Genomic DNA, 16,672 nt, shown 5'->3' on the forward strand with positions numbered 1-16,672 from the left:
GACGCGACGTTGGTAAAGGGTGGTTCATATGGCATTCAATCGCAAGCAATTGATACTGGCTGGAGCGATTATCGTCCTTGCTGCAGGCGGATATTATGCCTGGAAAGCATTTAATGGCGATGGATTGCCGAACGATATCGCCAAGGGCAATGGGCGTATAGAGGCGGTTGAAATCGACATTTCGACAAAGAGCCCGGGCCGCATTCGCGAAATTCTTGCGGATGAAGGTGATTTTGTGCAGGAAAACGACATTCTTGCACGCATGGATACAGATCAACTGGAAAGCCAGCGCAAGCAGGCGGAAGCACAGTTGCGCCGGGCCGAGATCGGTATTGAAACGGCGCGCAGCCTTGTCACGCAGCGCGAGGCCGAGCACACGGCCGCCGAAGCAACGGTGGCACAGCGCGAAGCGCAACTGGATGCTGCTCAGCGCCGCCTAGTTCGATCTCAGCAGTTGACGCAATCACGCACGGTATCTCAACAGGTTCTCGACGATGACCGCGCGACCGCGCAGGGCGCAGAAGCGGCTGTCGGCGCAGCCAGAGCGCAGCTTGCCGCCACGGAGGCAGCCATAGGTGCTGCAAAGGCACAGGTCGTTGATGCTGAGGCATCGGTCGAAGCCGCCAAGGCGGCAATCGCAAGCATCGAAGCAGATATTAACGACGCCACTTTGAGAGCGCCGAAGCCGGGACGTGTTCAGTACCGCGTCGCCCAACCGGGGGAGGTGCTTTCTGCGGGTGGCAGGGTGCTTAATCTTGTAGACGTGAGCGACGTTTATATGACCTTCTTCCTGCCAACGGCGCAGGCAGGGCGGGTGGCCATGGGCGCAGATGCCCGGATCGTTCTCGATGCCGCACCACAATATGTCATTCCCGCAAAGATCAGCTTTGTCGCCGATGTGGCCCAGTTTACGCCGAAGACCGTTGAGACGGAGGAAGAGCGCCAGAAGCTGATGTTCCGCGTGAAGGCGAAGATTCCGCAAGAACTTCTCCAAAAATATATACAGCAGGTGAAAACGGGTTTGCCGGGCATGGCCTATGTCAAGCTTGATCCCGATGCCGATTGGCCGAAGAATCTTGCGGAAACCGTGCAATGAAGGATGATCCTGTCAAAGCTGGCGCTAATGACGACAGCTTTGTCGTCCGGGCGCAAGGTGTAGGACTGTCCTACGGAAAAACGCGTGCACTGCGCGAGGTCAATCTTGATATTCCTGCCGGCTGCATGGTCGGCCTGATCGGGCCTGACGGGGTGGGAAAATCGAGCCTGCTATCGTTGATTGCCGGGGCGCGAACGATGCAACAGGGCCGCATAGAAGTCCTTGGCGGGGATATTTCGGACAAGCGGCATCTTCAGTTCGCTTATCCGCGCATCGCCTATATGCCGCAAGGGCTCGGGAAGAACCTCTACCCCACGCTTTCGGTCTTCGAGAATATCGATTTTTTTGGACGGTTGTTCGGGCATAATCGAAAGGAGCGCGAGCGGCGTATCGCCGATCTTCTGGGGCGCACGGGCATGTCGCCCTTCGCTGATCGTCCGGCTGGCAAGCTTTCAGGCGGCATGAAACAGAAGACAAGTCTCTGTTGCTCGCTCATCCACGATCCTGACCTGCTTATTCTCGATGAACCGACCACCGGCGTTGACCCATTGTCCCGACGCCAGTTCTGGGAGCTGATTGACGATATTCGCAAGGATCGTCCGGGAATGAGCGTCATCGTCGCGACGGCCTATATGGAAGAGGCCGAGCGCTTCGACTGGCTTGTAGCTATGAATGACGGGCAGATTCTGGCGGCGGGCACTCCGCAGGAATTACTGCAGCGCACCAGCACGCCAAATCTGGATGCTGCCTTTATCGGGCTTCTGCCGGAAGAATTGCGAAAAGGTCATCAGGAGATCGAAATTCCGCACCGCGATTTCGGTGCCAATGCTGAAATCGCCATTGAGGCAGAACACGTCACCGTTCGGTTTGGCAATTTCACTGCGGTGAATGATGTAAGTTTTCGCATCGCGCGCGGTGAAATCTTCGGTTTTTTGGGCTCCAATGGTTGCGGCAAGACCACAACAATGAAGGTGCTGACCGGGTTGCTGCCTGCCAGTGAAGGGTCAGCGAAACTGTTCGGGCGCGAAGTCGACCCCAAGGATATCGATATACGTCGCCGTGTCGGCTACATGACGCAAGCATTCTCACTCTATTCGGAACTGACGGTTCGTCAAAATCTGGAACTTCATGCCAAGCTCTTCGGTATGGAGCCGGTATTGACCGAACTGCGTATCAAGGAGTTGAGCGAGCGTCTGGACCTAACCGGTGTCATGGATGCGTTGCCGGATGCTATGCCGCTTGGCATCCGCCAGCGCCTGTCATTGGCTGTGGCCTTGATCCATTCGCCCGACATTCTCATTCTGGATGAACCCACATCTGGTGTGGACCCGGTGGCACGTGATGCCTTCTGGCAAATCCTCGGCGATCTGTCGCGGAAGGACAATGTGACGATCTTCGTTTCTACCCACTTTATGAATGAAGCCGAACTTTGCGACCGGATTTCGCTGATGCACGCTGGTAGGGTTTTGATCAGCGATACGCCGAAGGCGATTACGGAAAGTCGCCATGCGGAAACTTTGGAGGAGGCCTTCGTCGCCTATCTTCAGGATGCGATTGGCGAGACAGAGCAGCCCGTGCAAGCGCCAGCAGCACTGCCGGATCAAACTGCAGAGATAGATGAACTGCTTCCAAAGAAAGCTTCAAGCTGGTTGCCCGACTTGCGGCGCATGCTGGCCTACACGCGTCGTGAGGCGCTGGAACTGAAACGTGATCCGATCCGCGCTACGCTGGCGATCCTCGGCAGCGTTATCCTGATGTTCGTTATCGGCTATGGGATCAATCTGGATGTCGAGGATTTGAAGTTTGCGGTGTTGGACCGTGACGATACGACGATCAGCCGCGATTATACGCAGCAGATCGCCGGTTCGCGCTATTTTTCCGAACAGCCTCCCTTGACCGACTACGACGATCTGGACCGGCGGATGCGTGATGGCGAGATCAGTTTGGCTATCGAGATACCGCCGAATTTCGGCGCAGATGTCATGCGCGGACGCCCGGTCGAAGTCGCGGCCTGGATCGATGGCGCGATGCCAACGCGGGCCGAGACAGTCAAAGGTTATGTCCAGGGCATGCATGCCAGCTGGCTGGCACAGAAGGCCCGCGAGCTTTATGGCAGCGCGGCGAGCAACGGCAGTTTCAATCTGGAGATACGCTACCGGTATAACCCCGATGTGCAAAGCCTCGTGGCCATGGTCCCGGCGGTCATTCCGCTGCTGCTTCTCATGATCCCTGCGATGCTGGCAGTGCTGAGTGTCGTTCGCGAAAAGGAACTGGGTTCGATCATCAATTTTTACGTGACGCCGGTGACGAAATTCGAGTTTCTGTTCGGCAAGCAATTGCCTTACATCGGATTGGCGTTTCTCAATTTCCTGATGCTGACAGCCTTTGCGGTCTTTATTTTCCGGGTGCCGTTTACAGGGAGCTTCCCTACTTATGCGTTGGCCGCGCTGCTCTACGTCATAGTCGCAACCGGCATGGGGCTGGTTCTGTCCACCTTCATGAACAGCCAGATAGCCGCGATCTTCGGAACCGCGCTTCTGACCCTCATTCCGGCTGTACAGTATTCTGGTATCATTGATCCCGTATCGTCGCTGCAAGGCGCGGGTGCGTTTATCGGCAAAATCTATCCGGCGACCTATTTTGTAACCATCTCGCGCGGCGTTTTCTCCAAGGCACTGGGGTTTGCTGATCTCGCGGGTTCGTTGCTGCCCCTAGTGATAGCGGTGCCGGTACTTATGGCGCTCGCCATTGTTCTCCTCAAGAAACAGGCGAGCTAAGATGCGGATATCCAACATATTCCAGCTTGGCGTGAAGGAACTGCGCGGTCTTGCGCGTGATCCGATGTTGCTGATCCTGATCGTTTATGCCTTTACACTTGCGATCTACACAGCGTCCAAGGCGATGCCTGAAACCCTCAACAATGCGGCGATAGCGATTGTTGATGAAGATCAGTCGCCGGTTTCGAGCCGGATAACGACGGCTTTTTACCCGCCGTATTTCGTGCCCCCGAAGCTGATTTCGTCCTATGAAATGGATGCCCGGATGGATGAAGGGCTTGATACATTCGCACTGAACATACCGCCGAATTTCCAGCGCGATCTTCTGGCTGGCCGTTCGCCGACAATCCAGCTCAATGTCGATGCGACCCGGATGAGCCAGGCCTTTACCGGTGGCGGCTATGTGCAGTCGATTGTATCGAGTGAGGTGAGCGAGTTTCTCAATCGTTATCGCGGCAGCGCGCAAGCGCCGGTGGAACTCAATCTCAGGGCGCGGTTCAATCAGGATTTGAACAAGGGTTGGTTCGGCGCGATCAACAACGTGATTTCATCCGTAACGATGCTCTCGATCATCCTGACGGGTGCCGCCCTTATTCGAGAACGCGAACACGGAACCATCGAGCATCTATTGGTGATGCCGGTGACGCCCGTTGAAATCATGGTCAGCAAGATATGGTCGATGGGGCTGGTCGTGCTGGTTGCTTCTGCTTTTGCGCTGGTCTTTGTGGTGCAGGGCCTGCTGGCCGTTCCGATCTATGGGTCGATATCGCTGTTTCTCGTTGGCGCGGCACTACAGCTTTTTGCGACGACCAGCCTTGGCATTTTTCTGGCAACGGCGGCTGGTTCCATGCCGCAGTTCGGTATGCTGCTGATGCTGGTGCTTTTGCCGCTGCAGGTGCTTTCGGGAGGGACAACACCCCGCGAAAGCATGCCCGAGATCATCCAGACAATCATGCTGGCCGCGCCGAACACGCATTTCGTCATACTGGCGCAATCGATCCTGTTTCGCGGTGCGGGACTGGGCGTCGTCTGGCCGCAATTTCTGGCCCTCATCGTCATTGGTTGTGTGCTGTTCTATTTCGCGCTCCAGCGTTTTCGCGCATTTCTGCGATAGGAAAATTCTTTGAAAACAGGAGGCTGAATCCATTCCTTGCGAATGCGATTCAGTTTTCTGTGCCGGATTGCGCTTTAGTTGAGTTGCGAATCCTTAACCATGTTGCTATCGCAGTTCTCAGGAAACGGTTCCGCTGTTCAGGCGGATGAAAAGGGAACACGGTGAAGCCATTCTGGCCGATGCCGCGACTGCCCCCGCAACTGTAACCGGAGAGCTATCCTCCACAGCCGCGCAAGCGGTGAAAGCCACTGAAAGCAAGCGTGCGATCGGGAAGGCGGAGGTAAGGCGATGACCCGGAAGTCAGGAGACCTGCCGTATCCTGTCACCCATGCATGGATACGGGGTGTGTCCAGGCGCGGCTGTCCGTGGCGGTGACATTGTTGAAATGTTGCCGTCGGGAAGAAGGGCGTTTTGCGCCACGATCACTTCAACCTGCGGTGCGAGGAAAAGCCGGATCTCCGGTTCGGCGGGTTGAGGAAAAATGCACCTTTTGAAATCATCAGTTCTGCTGGCATCAGCCGGTATTCTTGCGCTGTCATCCACGGCATCGGCACAAAATCTGCCGGACGGCGATGACGTTGTGGTTCTCGACACAATCGTGGTCACACCATTGCGCCGCGCGTCTTCGCTCCAGCGCTCGACATCGTCCGTGACGGTCATCGATTCAGCGGACATTGAGCGTTCAGCCGCTCCCGATCTGCAATCCTTGCTGAAATCCTATAGCGGCATCTCCATAAAGACGAATGGCGGGCAGGGGTCATCTTCGGATATTTATATGCGCGGCATGTCTTCCAAGCATACGGTCGTGTTGATTAATGGCGTACGCACGGCATCGGCCACGTCCGGTTCCACAGCGCTTGCGAATATTCCCTTGAGCTCCATCGATCGCATCGAGATCGCAAAGGGTGCCCATTCTGCGCAATATGGGGCCGATGCGATGGGTGGGGTAATCAATATCATCACCAGGCAAGGTGGAGCCTGCGGTGAGCGCTCCTGGTGCGGCAGTCTTTCTACCGGTGTCAGCCATCCCTGGGGCGGATATGTGTCGGGGTCCGTTCAGGGGCGAAGCAGCGACGGCATCGACTATGCTTTTGGTGCGGCGATCACAGGCACGCAAGGCTATGATTTCACGACGCCGGACGCTTATGGCCATGAGCCGGGTCGCGACGGATTTCTGCAAGGATCGTTCAACTTTGCGCTGTCGAAAGATTTCGACTGGGGCAAAATCTATGCCGACGGTCTCTTCAGCCGGGGACGGAACCAATATGATGCCAAGGCACCATCTCCGAACCAGGCCGACAGCACGGCATTTACCGGCAAGCTTGGAACGCGCATCGATCATTCAGCGGATTGGTCGTCTACGCTGGAGTTTAGCACCGGCATCGACAGCAGTCGTAATTTCCGCAAGGGCGTGAACGGGTCTGACCGGTTTGAAACCAAGCGTTATGGGGTCTTTGCGTCGACCGAGAAGAGTTTCGACACAGGCAATGCCAACCATATCGTGACTGCTGGTGTGGAAGCCTATCGGGAGGAGATCAACACCACGGTTGCCTATGATGAAACCAGTCGCGATCTGGCTGCCATATTCGGCCAGTACTCGCTGGAATACGAGGCGCTACGCGTCGATAGCGGACTGCGTTACGACCACAACGGTCAGTTTGGTGATGTCGTGACCTACAATCTCGGTACGAGCTATGAAGTTCTGCCGGATCTAGTTTTGCGGTCATCCTATGCCACGGGTTTTCGGGCCCCGACGTTCAACGAACTTTATTATCCTGGTTTCGCCAATCCCGATCTGAAACCGGAAAAGTCCCGATCCTATGAAGTCGGCTTGAACTGGCAGGCTACGGCTTCGACCAGTCTCGATATGGCGTTCTACCAGACCTGGCTGCGCGATGCGATCATGAGCACGGCGCCGTCCTATCTGCCTTACAATATCGCCAGTGCGAAAGTTACCGGATTCGAGGCAACGCTGGCGCACCGTTTTGATGATCGCTGGGGCGTCAAGGGCTCGATCGATCTCAAACAGCCAGTCGATGAGGATACAGGTAGGGACCTTCCTTATCGTGAACGTTTCAAGGCTGTGGCCGAGATCAACTTTATGCCGATTGAAAAGCTCGATCTGACGGCAAGATTGATTTATGGCGGTTCGCGCTATGCCGATGCTGCGAATAACAAGAAGCTGGGAGACTATGTGACCGCTGATTTCGTGGCACTTTATTCCATCGACAGCCAATCGCAGTTGAAGTTCTCGGTCGAGAATATCTTTGACAAGGATTATCAGACCAGCTCTGGCTATATTGCACCGGGACGTACCATCAATATCGGATTGACCCGGAATTTCTGAGGCTGAACAGAGAATGAAAAGGGCATCCGCACAATGGATCACCAGCTTCTGCCTCGCGGCGGGGCTGGCCCTTTTTGCTCGAAATCCAGCAGACGCGGCGGAAAATCCCCAACGCGTCGTTTCCATCAACGTATGTACCGATCAGCTGGCATTGCTGCTGGCAGATGAGGGGCAGCTAGAATCGGTTTCGTACTTGTCGCAGGACCCGGAGCTGTCCGTCATGGCTGCGAAAGCCCGTAAGATGCCAGTCAACCACGCGCAGGCGGAGGAAGTCTTTCTGATGAAACCTGATCTTGTGCTGGCGGGAACCTTCTCATCGAGGGCAACGGTTGGACTATTGCGGAGGCTTGGCGTTCGTGTGGAAGAGTTCGCGCCCGCCCGCTCATTCGGCGATATAGAAGATCATCTGCGTCGCATGGGCGAGCTGCTTGGAAGACAGGTGGAAGCGCGCAGGGAAATCGATAAAATGAAAGCTGTCTTGGCGGCAATTCTGCCTCCGGCTCGCCGCAAGACGGTCGCACTTTATTATGCCAATAGTTACACATCAGGCCGGGGAACGCTGGTCGATGAAGCTGTGCGCCTTGCCGGGCTTGATAATCTGGCCGACAAGGCAGGCGTCAGTGGTTCTGCTCCGCTATCGCTGGAAAAACTGGTGCTTGAGAAGCCGGACATTCTGGTGCGCAGTTCCAGAGATCGTGCGCCTGCGCTGGCTTTCGAGAACTTCGAGCACCCGGCATTACGGGCTTTGGAAAAACAGGTGAGGGCGGTGACGATAGCAGATAATCTGACCGTGTGCGGTGGGCCATTCAGCGTTGAAGCCGTGGCAGAACTCGCGGAGGCAGCGCGTGACTGAACGTAACCGCTTCTATCTTCTGCTGGTCGGGCTCGCCCTGCTCGTGGCTTTGCTTTTCGTGGTTTCTTTGCTGACGGGCCCCGCTGCTATCAGTATTGCCGACAGTCTCAAGGCACTGTTCGGCAATGACAGCGAAATGATCGTACTGGTCATGCGCGAAATTCGTCTGCCCCGGGCATTGCTCGCCCTCCTTATCGGAGCTTCGCTTGGATTGTCCGGTGCTGCCTTGCAGGGCTATTTGCGGAACCCGCTCGCAGAGCCCGGTTTGCTGGGGGTGAGCGCCTCCGCGTCATTTGGTGCTGTCATCGCTATCTATAGCGGCCTGTCGCTTCTGTTTCCGCTGGCCTTGCCGCTGCTCGCATTGGCAGGCGCTTTTGTCTCGGTGTTTCTCGTCAAGCTTCTGGCAGGGCGCAATGCCGGTACGCTCGCCGTCATACTGGCTGGCGTCGCGGTAACGAGCCTTGCCGGTGCATTGACGGCGCTGGCGCTCAACCTTTCGCCCAATCCATTTGCTGCAATGGAAATCGTCTTCTGGATGCTGGGATCGCTGGCCGACAGATCAATGACCCATGTGGTTCTCGCCGCGCCGTTTATCCTGATTGGCTGGGCGTTGCTGCTGGCGCTCGGTCGGTCGTTGGACAGTTTGACATTGGGTGCGGATGCTGCGGCCACGATGGGCGTCAATCTGGCTCGCGTGCAGCTCTTTGCGGTGCTGGGAACCGCAGCTTGCGTGGGCGCTTCCACTGCTGTTGCCGGTGCAATTGGTTTTGTGGGACTGGTGGTCCCGCATCTTTTACGTCCGCTGGTTGGTGCGCGCCCCTCGCGATTGCTGGTTGCCAGCGGACTGGGCGGCGCCGCATTGTTGTTGGCGGCGGACATCTTGGTGCGCATTGTCATGCCAGGACGGGAACTGAAACTGGGCGTCCTGACCGCGATCATCGGTGCGCCATTCTTTCTTTGGCTGGTGTTTAAATACCGGAGGCAACTCATATGACAGCGCTTTCGGTAAAAAATCTTTCCGTTACGCTTGGCGGCAAGGTGGCACTCAACAAGGCAAGTTTCGATATTCATGGTGGTGAATTCATCGGACTGATCGGACCCAACGGTGCCGGGAAAACGACATTGTTGCGCGCCATTCTGGGACTTGTGGCTTCGCGGGGCGAAATTTCCCTTGATGGCGATGACGTTCGCCAGATGAGCGCTTCGACAAAAGCGCAGATCCTTGCCTATCTGCCACAGGAACGTGATGTGGCGTGGCCAGTATCCGTGGAAATGCTCGTTTCGTTGGGGCGCTCAGCATCGAAGCCGGTTTTTGCGAGCCTGAGTACGCAAGACGAAACGCTTATCGAGAATGCGATGCAGCGCATGGACGTTACCCGATTTCGGGAAAGGTCGGCGATGGAGCTTTCCGGTGGTGAACGCGCGCGTGTCTTGATTGCGCGTGTTTTGGCGCAGGATACGCCCGTAATACTTGCCGATGAACCGGTGGCGGGGCTCGATCCCTCGCACCAGCTTGGATTGATGGAAAGTTTTGCCGCACTCGCCAAGGAGGGAAAGACCGTTGTTGCTTCATTGCATGAGTTGAGCCTTGCGGCACAGCACTGCACGCGGCTTATTCTGCTCGACAAGGGACGTATCGTTGCGGACGGAGCGCCGATGGAAGTGCTCACGCCGCAACTGCTGCACGATGTCTACGGAATTAGGGCAAAAATCATGACTGTGGATGGCGAGTTCATCGTCCATCCCACCTCCCGTATAGGCTAGATATTTTTCCACTGGCGTTCGCGGGACGAAGCATAGATCGTTTCGACCGTCTTCTGGACTTCATAACCTTCGCGGAAGTCGGCATGGTTGTTCTTCTGCCCTGCAATGGCAAGCAGGAAGTCGCGGACTTCGATTGTCTTCAGGTCATTGAAGCCGATCTGGTGGCCGCCTGCCACGCAAAATGATCCGTATGGTTCGTGTTCAGGCCCGGCGAAAATCTTACGGAAGCCTTGTTGTCCTTTCTTGTCGGAGAAAAGAAACAGATCGAGTTCATTGAAGCGCTCTTGCGAAAAGAACAGCGACCCTTTCGATCCGGAAATCTCAAAGTCGTGCTGCATCTTGCGGCCGCTCGCGATCCAGCTTGCCTCCAGTGTGCCGGTCGCTCCGTTTTCGAAACGTACGAAGGCACGAGCAGCATCGTCCACCTCAACGGGTTTCATCTGCGAAAGGTTGGAGCTATCCGGGCGCTCGCCGATGATTGTGACGGCATCCCCCATAACGGCTTTGATCGGTCCAACGAGATAGCGTGCAGCAGCGATAATATGGCTGCCGATATCGGCTAGCGCACCGCCGCCGCCCGCCGGATCAAGCCTCCATGTCCAGGGAATGCGAGCATCGGCCATGAAGTCTTCTGCATGGATGCCGCGAAAATTGCGGATTTCGCCCAGTTCACCGCTGTCGATGATCTCTCTGGCCAATTTTATCATCGGGTTTTTCAGATAGTTGAAGCCAACGGCTGTCTGAATGCCCATTCTTTCCGCCGCAAGCGTCATTTCGAGGCATTCGGTGGCGGTTGGCGCAAGCGGCTTTTCGCAATAGACGTGTTTGCCCGCCTCAATGGCGGCAAGCGCCATTTCTTTATGAAAACGGTTTGGCGTTGTGATGTCGATGAGATTGATATCCGGGTTGGAGATCAGCATTCGCCAATCGCCGGTGGCATTCGCAAATCCCAGTTGTCTTGCGGCTTTTGCCGCTGTTTCAGAATTTACGTCGGCTAATGTATGAAGCTGGACATCAACCGGTAAGTCAAAGACGCGGTTGACGTTTGCCAGTGCAAGGGCGTGCGTCTTGCCCATGAAACCGGAGCCGATCAAACCTGTTACCACTAGCTCAGCCTTGTCAGCCATCACCAATCCTCCTGAAACGATGGTCGCAGCGCCTGGCGCCGCAACTCCTTTGGGAAATAAGCATATCGTTTGCAGCTTATGCGATTGACATGGGCTAACAGAAATGGAATTATAATTCCACGAGAATTTCGTTATGAATGTTTCATTCTATTGAATTGAATGGCCATCTGCATGTGGCGCCGGGAAAACGCTTGGAGGAGCGCCGGGACGCTGCAGGTGAGGGATAAGAGCGTTAACGCAGACCGGCGGGGAGTGCCGGACAAGGGAGGAATGGACATGCAATCTCTATTGAAGTCGGCAGTAGCAGGTGTGGCCTTGCTGGCTGCGTCTTTCGCGGCCCAGGCAGCCGATATCAGCATCGTTGTCGTCAGTCATGGTCAGGCTTCAGATCCGTTCTGGTCTGTCGTGAAAAATGGCGTTTCCGAAGCGGCAAAGGATACGGGCGTGAAGGTTGACTATCGCGCGCCGGAAACCTTTGACATGGTGCAGATGGCTCAACTTATTGATGCTGCGATCAATCAGAAGCCGCAAGGCATTGTGGTATCCATTCCCGATGCCGATGCGCTTGGGCCGTCGATCCAGCGGGCTGTGGCGGCTGGCATCCCGGTCATTTCCATGAATTCCGGCTCCGATGCTTCGAAGAAGTTGGGGGCTCTGCTGCATGTCGGTCAGGATGAGTTCGATGCCGGTAAAGCTGCCGGTGAAGCGCTGAAGAACGCTGGCGGCAAGAAAGGCCTTTGCGTCAATCACGAGGTCGGAAATGTCTCGCTCGATCAGCGCTGCGCGGGCTTCAAGGAAGGTTTCGGCGACGTAACGGTTTTGCCGACATCGACTGATCCTGCCGAAAACGAAGCCAAGGTTCGCGCTGCCCTGGCATCTGACGCTACGGTCGACACGATCCTGACGCTCAATGCGACACTAGCGGGGGAACCTGCCGTGAAGGCGGCGGCTGAAAGCGGTCGCACCGGAATTCATGTCTCGACATTCGATATGTCGGCTGGCTTTCTTGAGGCCGTTGAAAAGGGGCAGGCAGATTTCGCCATCGACCAGCAGCAGTTTCTGCAAGGCTATCTGCCAGTATCGTTCCTGGCGCTTAATGCGAAATACGGCTTGATGCCGGGTGGGAATGTTCCATCAGGCCCGAACCTGATCACGAAGGATAAGGCCAAGCAGGTCGTGGAACTTTCGGCCAAGGGTATCCGGTAAGCATCATCTCGACCATTCAATATCGAACCCGCCCATCACAATGGGCGGGAACGGGTATCTGTACCCAGAATGCATCAGGAGAAGATCATGAGTGAGCCACTTCCCCATCAAAAGGCCAGCACCGCAGTGCTCTCGAAGGATGAGCGATTGCAGTCGGCCAGCCCGTTGCAGCGGCTTCTGAGCCGACCGGAGCTGGGTGCGGTATCCGGCCTGATTCTCATTTCGATCTTTTTTGTCTCGGTTGCCAATCCGGCGATGTTTACGGCTGCAGGCATCATGAACTTCATGGCTCCCGCTTCGCAGCTTGGAATTCTGGCCGTCGCTGCCGCACTTCTTATGATTGGCGGTGAATTCGATCTCTCCATCGGGTCTATGGTGGCTTTTGCGGGGCTGATCTTTGCCGCTGCCCTTGTCGTCTGGCAGGTGCCGCTTGGCGTCGCCATCATCGTGACCCTGCTGTTTGCGGCATTCGTAGGCGTGGTCAATGCGCAGATTGTTATTCGAACCGGTTTGCCATCCTTTATTGTGACGCTTGCTTTCCTGTTCATTTTACGCGGTCTGTCACTGGTTGGGCTGAAATGGGCGACAGGTGGCGCCACGCAGTTGCGGGGCGTGAAGGAAGCCGTAGCTGGCAGTTATCTGGCCGGTCTTTTCTCCGGTGATGCCTTTCAGGGAGTTTTTGCCTGGATGGCTGAAAACGATCTGATTGCCAAATTTCCCAATGGCGAGCCTTCTGTAAAAGGCGTGCCGGTGGAAGTTCTATGGTTCATCGCCATTGCACTTATCGCAACATATGTTCTGGTGCGCACACGCTTCGGCAACTGGATTTTTGCAGCCGGTGGCGATGCTCTGGCGGCACGCAATTCCGGTGTTCCCGTGCGCCGTGTCAAGACCACGCTTTTCATGTGCACGGCCATGGCCGCAGCGCTGGTCGCAATCCTTACGGTTCTTGATGCGGGTTCGACCGATGCGCGCCGCGGTTTCCAGAAGGAATTCGAGGCAATCATCGCTGCGGTCATTGGCGGTTGTCTGTTGACCGGCGGCTATGGCTCTGCAATTGGCGCGTTCTTCGGCGCGATCATCTTCGGCATGGTGCTGATCGGACTCACCTACACCCAGATCGATCAGGACTGGTACCTCGTTTTCCTTGGCGGAATGCTTTTGATCGCGGTGCTCTTCAACAATTTCATTCGCAAGCGCGCTACCGGCGAGCGCTGAGGGGAGGATTTTCCATGACGACACCCATCATCGAAGTCCGTAATCTCGTTAAACATTTCGGCCCGGTCATTGCTTTGAACGGCGTCTCGCTGAGCGTCGAGCCGGGGCAGGTGCATTGTCTGCTTGGCGATAACGGCGCGGGTAAATCGACCCTGATCAAAACGCTTTCCGGCGTGCATAAACCGACGAGCGGCGATTTTCTGGTCGAAGGAAAGCCGGTCTCGTTCAATAGCCCGCGCGATGCACTCGATCATGGCATTGCCACGGTCTATCAGGATCTTGCGATGATCCCGCTGATGTCGGTGATGCGCAATTTCTTTCTTGGGCGCGAGCCGACCAAGGGTGTCGGGCCTTTCCGCTGGTTCGATGCGCAACAGGCCGAAGAAGTGACGCGCGAAGAAATGCGCAAGATCGGGATCGATGTCCGTGACCCGCAGCAGGCTGTGGGAACACTTTCCGGCGGGGAGCGGCAGTGCGTGGCGATTGCGCGCGCCGTCTATTTCGGCGCAAAGGTGCTCATCCTTGATGAACCGACCTCGGCGCTGGGTGTGAGGCAAACGGCTATGGTCCTCAAATACATCAATCTCGTGCGCTCACGCGGGCTTGGTGTCATCTTCATCACGCACAATGTTCGCCATGCTCATGCGGTTGGTGACAAGTTCACTGTTCTCAATCGCGGTGTAACCCTTGGAACGCGCACGAAAAACGACGTCGACATGGATGAGCTGCAGAGCCTTATGGCGGGGGGGCAGGAACTCGCCGACCTGACGGCCGAACTGGGCGGTCGGGTCTGATCGGAATTTCAGAGTGTAGAATGAACCATAGTTCAGCGGCATAAGAGATCACAGATTGCGTTTCCCGAGTAATGCTTGAGCAAATGGTAAAATATTGTGAGAAACTTTTGCGATCCTGCTTGCGCTTGCAATTTCAGGTAGTTAGAGCATCTGTCTGCCTGACTGATTCAGGCTGTGTGTTTTAAGCCGTTGTTTCAGCCGTATTAACGCGATGTCGAAGCCTCCCTTTCGTCTGCGAATTCGTCTTGGGCGCTGGCTTGCACAGACACCGTTTTAATTTGCGCTGAAAGGACCAGCATCGTGGAGCAGGCAAAGAACGGAACCCGTAAGGGTGGGCGCAAGGCGCTGTGGGCGGCTGTTGCGGTAATCGCTATAGCTGCCGCCGGTTTGACCGGATACAAGATCACACTTGAGAAGACCATTACATCGCAGCTTGAAAAGCGCGGCGGCAAGGCCTCTTCCGTCGAAGCGGATTTTCTCGGACGTATCCACCTGCGCGACGTGACGTTGCCGCTGAAGGATGGTTCCAACGTCCATATCGCTTCGGTTGATGGTCGTCCGAAGTTCCTGTTCCTTACGGGGATGCTGAATGCGTCCGGTATCGACACAGAGTTCGGAAACTACAAGATTTCCATTCCAAGTGTGGTGATCGAAGACGCCAATTTCGATAGCGCCATGCTGAAGGACACTTTCGGCAACAGCGGTCTCACCCTGCCGGAGCGCGTTGGCCGTTTCTCGGCAAAGCGCCTCACCGCGCAGGAAATCAAGGTCGTCCAGTCCGTTGCGGATAACGAACAGAACATCGTCTACAAGGACGTTGCGCTGGAAGATATCAATCTCGGTAAGGTTGCTCGTTATACGGCTGGCAGCACCGATTTCGACTTTACCGTCGAAGTGCCCGGCGAGGACGGCGAAAACGTCACGGACAAGATGACGGGCACGATGGGTGCCGCGGAAGGCAAAGACATTGACGGTGTCTTCCTCGCCCGCCTTTATACCGAGAAGGCAGGCCCGGACGACAAGGAAGCCAAGCCGGTCTATGGTCCGTTCTCGGCGAAGAATATCGTCATGAAGACGAAGGATGCGAGCTTCAGCTATGATGAAATTCGCAGCAATGGTTTTACGGCTCGTCTGCCGGCCGTGCCGTTCACCGAAACTTTGCAAAAGCTCCAGTCTCTCGAAAAGGCGGACGAGCTTTCACCAGCAGAAACGCGTGAGCTTATTCTCCAGCTGACTTCATTGTTCGAAACGATCGGCAAGGGCGACGTCGAAATGCTTGGCATGAAGATCGAACCTGCCGATGCCTCGAAGGGGAAGGGCGGTATCGAACGGATCGCGGTCGCTTTCGACAATCAGAAGATGGACGCTACCATCAAAGGTTTCGATTTCGCGGAAGGCCAGGATTACATGAAGATGGAAGAAGCTTCCCTGAAGGGCTTCTCCTGGGCGACGTCGATCGAAGCGTTGAAGAAGTTTGCGTCGCTGAGCGACGATCAGGTTGAGAACTTCCCTTATACGACCATGCTTCCGGAATTCGGCACGCTTCGGATTGCTGGCATCGACGCCGATCTGCCATACGACCCGTCTGAAGATGTGGACACAGGCGAGGAAAACGCCGACGATGCGGATCAGGCTTCAACCGAAGAAACGTCGGTTCCTTCGCTGCCCGAACGCATTCAGTTTGCGTTGAAGAGCTATGAAGTGGCTCTCAACAAGCCGTACAACGGCATTCCGACAGATGTGCGCGTGGCTTATGAAGATATGTCGCTCAAAGTCCCGGCACAGGGCAGTGACGAGTTCTACCAGCAGCTTCGGAAACTTGGTTATGATCGTCTCATCATATCCTCAAATTTCGAGGCCAACTGGGATGAAGCAAACCAAAATCTGATCATCAAGGACATTTCAATCAGCGGCAAGGATATGGGGTCGGTGTCCATGTCCGGCTTGATGGGGGGCTTCACCAAGGAGTTCTTCTCAGGCGACAAGGTGATGACGCAGGTTGCTTTGCTCGGGCTCAAGGCCAGGCAGGTGAACCTCAAGATTGAGGAAAAGGGCATCATCGCCAAGGGCATCAAAATGTATGCCGAAGAAAATAATATGTCCGAAGACGAAGTGCGCAGCACTGTGTCTCTGGTAGCCGCAGCCGCTCTACAGGAACTGGCAGCGGATCAGCCACAGTTGCAGGACGTTGCGGCGGCGTTTTCTACTTTCCTCGCGAAGCCGAATATTTTCGAGCTGGCTGTCAAAGCCAAAGCCGATAAGGGAATTGGCGCTCTTGAAATGGTCGCAGCATCGCAAGACCCGCTCACTTTGCTCGATAAAGTCGATATCGAAGCCAAGACGGAATAATCGACTATCCCATCAATCTGCGGGAAA

The 16,672-nt window shown here is 55.7% G+C and carries 12 protein-coding genes and 1 riboswitch; of the genes, 11 read left to right on the forward strand and 1 reads right to left on the reverse strand.

The features are described from left to right. The first annotated feature begins 28 nt into the window (after positions 1-28). From AC0TNJ_RS17665 to AC0TNJ_RS17695, 7 genes are all read left to right on the forward strand, one after another. Positions 29-1,096 (forward strand): HlyD family secretion protein, encoded by a 1,068-nt coding sequence (locus AC0TNJ_RS17665; RefSeq protein ID WP_473771862.1) that lies wholly within the window; start codon positions 29-31, stop codon positions 1,094-1,096. Next, entirely contained in the window at positions 1,093-3,873 is a 2,781-nt protein-coding gene (gene rbbA / locus AC0TNJ_RS17670; RefSeq protein ID WP_473771863.1) for a ribosome-associated ATPase/putative transporter RbbA, read from the forward strand. The genes AC0TNJ_RS17665 and rbbA overlap by 4 nt, the downstream gene beginning before the upstream one ends. Position 3,874: 1 nt before the next feature. Beyond that, the gene (locus tag AC0TNJ_RS17675) at positions 3,875-4,987 is read left to right on the forward strand and encodes an ABC transporter permease (RefSeq protein WP_122000473.1); all 1,113 of its coding nucleotides are present in this window, start codon (positions 3,875-3,877) and stop codon (positions 4,985-4,987) included. Positions 4,988-5,095: 108 nt separating this feature from the next. Beyond that, positions 5,096-5,318: riboswitch (cobalamin riboswitch) on the forward strand. Between the two features lie 150 nt (positions 5,319-5,468). Further along, positions 5,469-7,334, forward strand: a complete 1,866-nt coding sequence (locus AC0TNJ_RS17680; protein ID WP_473771864.1) for a TonB-dependent receptor domain-containing protein — start codon at positions 5,469-5,471, stop codon at positions 7,332-7,334. Positions 7,335-7,347: 13 nt separating this feature from the next. Continuing rightward, complete coding sequence (locus AC0TNJ_RS17685) at positions 7,348-8,187, forward strand: ABC transporter substrate-binding protein (protein WP_473771865.1); 840 nt, start codon at positions 7,348-7,350, stop codon at positions 8,185-8,187. Further along, on the forward strand, positions 8,180-9,181 hold the full coding sequence (locus tag AC0TNJ_RS17690) for a FecCD family ABC transporter permease (protein WP_473771866.1): 1,002 nt from the start codon (positions 8,180-8,182) through the stop codon (positions 9,179-9,181). The genes AC0TNJ_RS17685 and AC0TNJ_RS17690 overlap by 8 nt, the downstream gene beginning before the upstream one ends. Further along, complete coding sequence (locus tag AC0TNJ_RS17695; protein ID WP_473771867.1) at positions 9,178-9,951, forward strand: ABC transporter ATP-binding protein; 774 nt, start codon at positions 9,178-9,180, stop codon at positions 9,949-9,951. Before AC0TNJ_RS17690 ends, AC0TNJ_RS17695 begins: the two co-directional genes overlap by 4 nt. Here the strand turns inward: AC0TNJ_RS17695 and AC0TNJ_RS17700 are convergent. Then, positions 9,948-11,078 (reverse strand): Gfo/Idh/MocA family protein, encoded by a 1,131-nt coding sequence (locus AC0TNJ_RS17700; protein WP_473771868.1) that lies wholly within the window; start codon positions 11,076-11,078, stop codon positions 9,948-9,950. The two genes, AC0TNJ_RS17695 and AC0TNJ_RS17700, sit on opposite strands and share 4 nt — an antisense overlap. A 276-nt stretch (positions 11,079-11,354) precedes the next feature. Here AC0TNJ_RS17700 and AC0TNJ_RS17705 point away from each other — a divergent pair, with 276 nt between their 5' ends. From AC0TNJ_RS17705 to AC0TNJ_RS17720, 4 genes are all read left to right on the forward strand, one after another. Next, positions 11,355-12,284 carry a sugar ABC transporter substrate-binding protein gene (locus tag AC0TNJ_RS17705; RefSeq protein WP_473771869.1) on the forward strand — a complete coding sequence of 310 codons (930 nt, stop codon included), beginning with the start codon at positions 11,355-11,357 and terminating at the stop codon, positions 12,282-12,284. Positions 12,285-12,371: 87 nt separating this feature from the next. After that, positions 12,372-13,502, forward strand: a complete 1,131-nt coding sequence (locus tag AC0TNJ_RS17710) for an ABC transporter permease (RefSeq protein ID WP_122000545.1) — start codon at positions 12,372-12,374, stop codon at positions 13,500-13,502. 14 nt (positions 13,503-13,516) lie between these two features. Continuing rightward, positions 13,517-14,296 carry a sugar ABC transporter ATP-binding protein gene (locus tag AC0TNJ_RS17715; RefSeq protein ID WP_122000480.1) on the forward strand — a complete coding sequence of 260 codons (780 nt, stop codon included), beginning with the start codon at positions 13,517-13,519 and terminating at the stop codon, positions 14,294-14,296. A 300-nt stretch (positions 14,297-14,596) separates the two neighbouring features. Beyond that, positions 14,597-16,645 carry a hypothetical protein gene (locus AC0TNJ_RS17720; RefSeq protein ID WP_473771870.1) on the forward strand — a complete coding sequence of 683 codons (2,049 nt, stop codon included), beginning with the start codon at positions 14,597-14,599 and terminating at the stop codon, positions 16,643-16,645. The last annotated feature ends 27 nt before the right edge of the window (positions 16,646-16,672 follow it).

It is taken from the genome of Ochrobactrum sp. PL_is483 (genome assembly GCF_055816855.1).

Bases quoted from the DNA above. Each gene is read 5' to 3' on its own strand.
- AC0TNJ_RS17705 (WP_473771869.1), top strand. From the start codon at position 11,355: ATGCAATCTCTATTGAAGTCGGCAGTAGCAGGTGTGGCCTTGCTGGCT.
- AC0TNJ_RS17680 (WP_473771864.1), top strand. From the start codon at position 5,469: ATGCACCTTTTGAAATCATCAGTTCTGCTGGCATCAGCCGGTATTCTT.
- AC0TNJ_RS17685 (WP_473771865.1), top strand. From the start codon at position 7,348: ATGAAAAGGGCATCCGCACAATGGATCACCAGCTTCTGCCTCGCGGCG.
- rbbA (WP_473771863.1), top strand. From the start codon at position 1,093: ATGAAGGATGATCCTGTCAAAGCTGGCGCTAATGACGACAGCTTTGTC.
- AC0TNJ_RS17695 (WP_473771867.1), top strand. From the start codon at position 9,178: ATGACAGCGCTTTCGGTAAAAAATCTTTCCGTTACGCTTGGCGGCAAG.
- AC0TNJ_RS17700 (WP_473771868.1), bottom strand. From the start codon at position 11,078: ATGGCTGACAAGGCTGAGCTAGTGGTAACAGGTTTGATCGGCTCCGGT.
- AC0TNJ_RS17715 (WP_122000480.1), top strand. From the start codon at position 13,517: ATGACGACACCCATCATCGAAGTCCGTAATCTCGTTAAACATTTCGGC.
- AC0TNJ_RS17665 (WP_473771862.1), top strand. From the start codon at position 29: ATGGCATTCAATCGCAAGCAATTGATACTGGCTGGAGCGATTATCGTC.
- AC0TNJ_RS17710 (WP_122000545.1), top strand. From the start codon at position 12,372: ATGAGTGAGCCACTTCCCCATCAAAAGGCCAGCACCGCAGTGCTCTCG.
- AC0TNJ_RS17675 (WP_122000473.1), top strand. From the start codon at position 3,875: ATGCGGATATCCAACATATTCCAGCTTGGCGTGAAGGAACTGCGCGGT.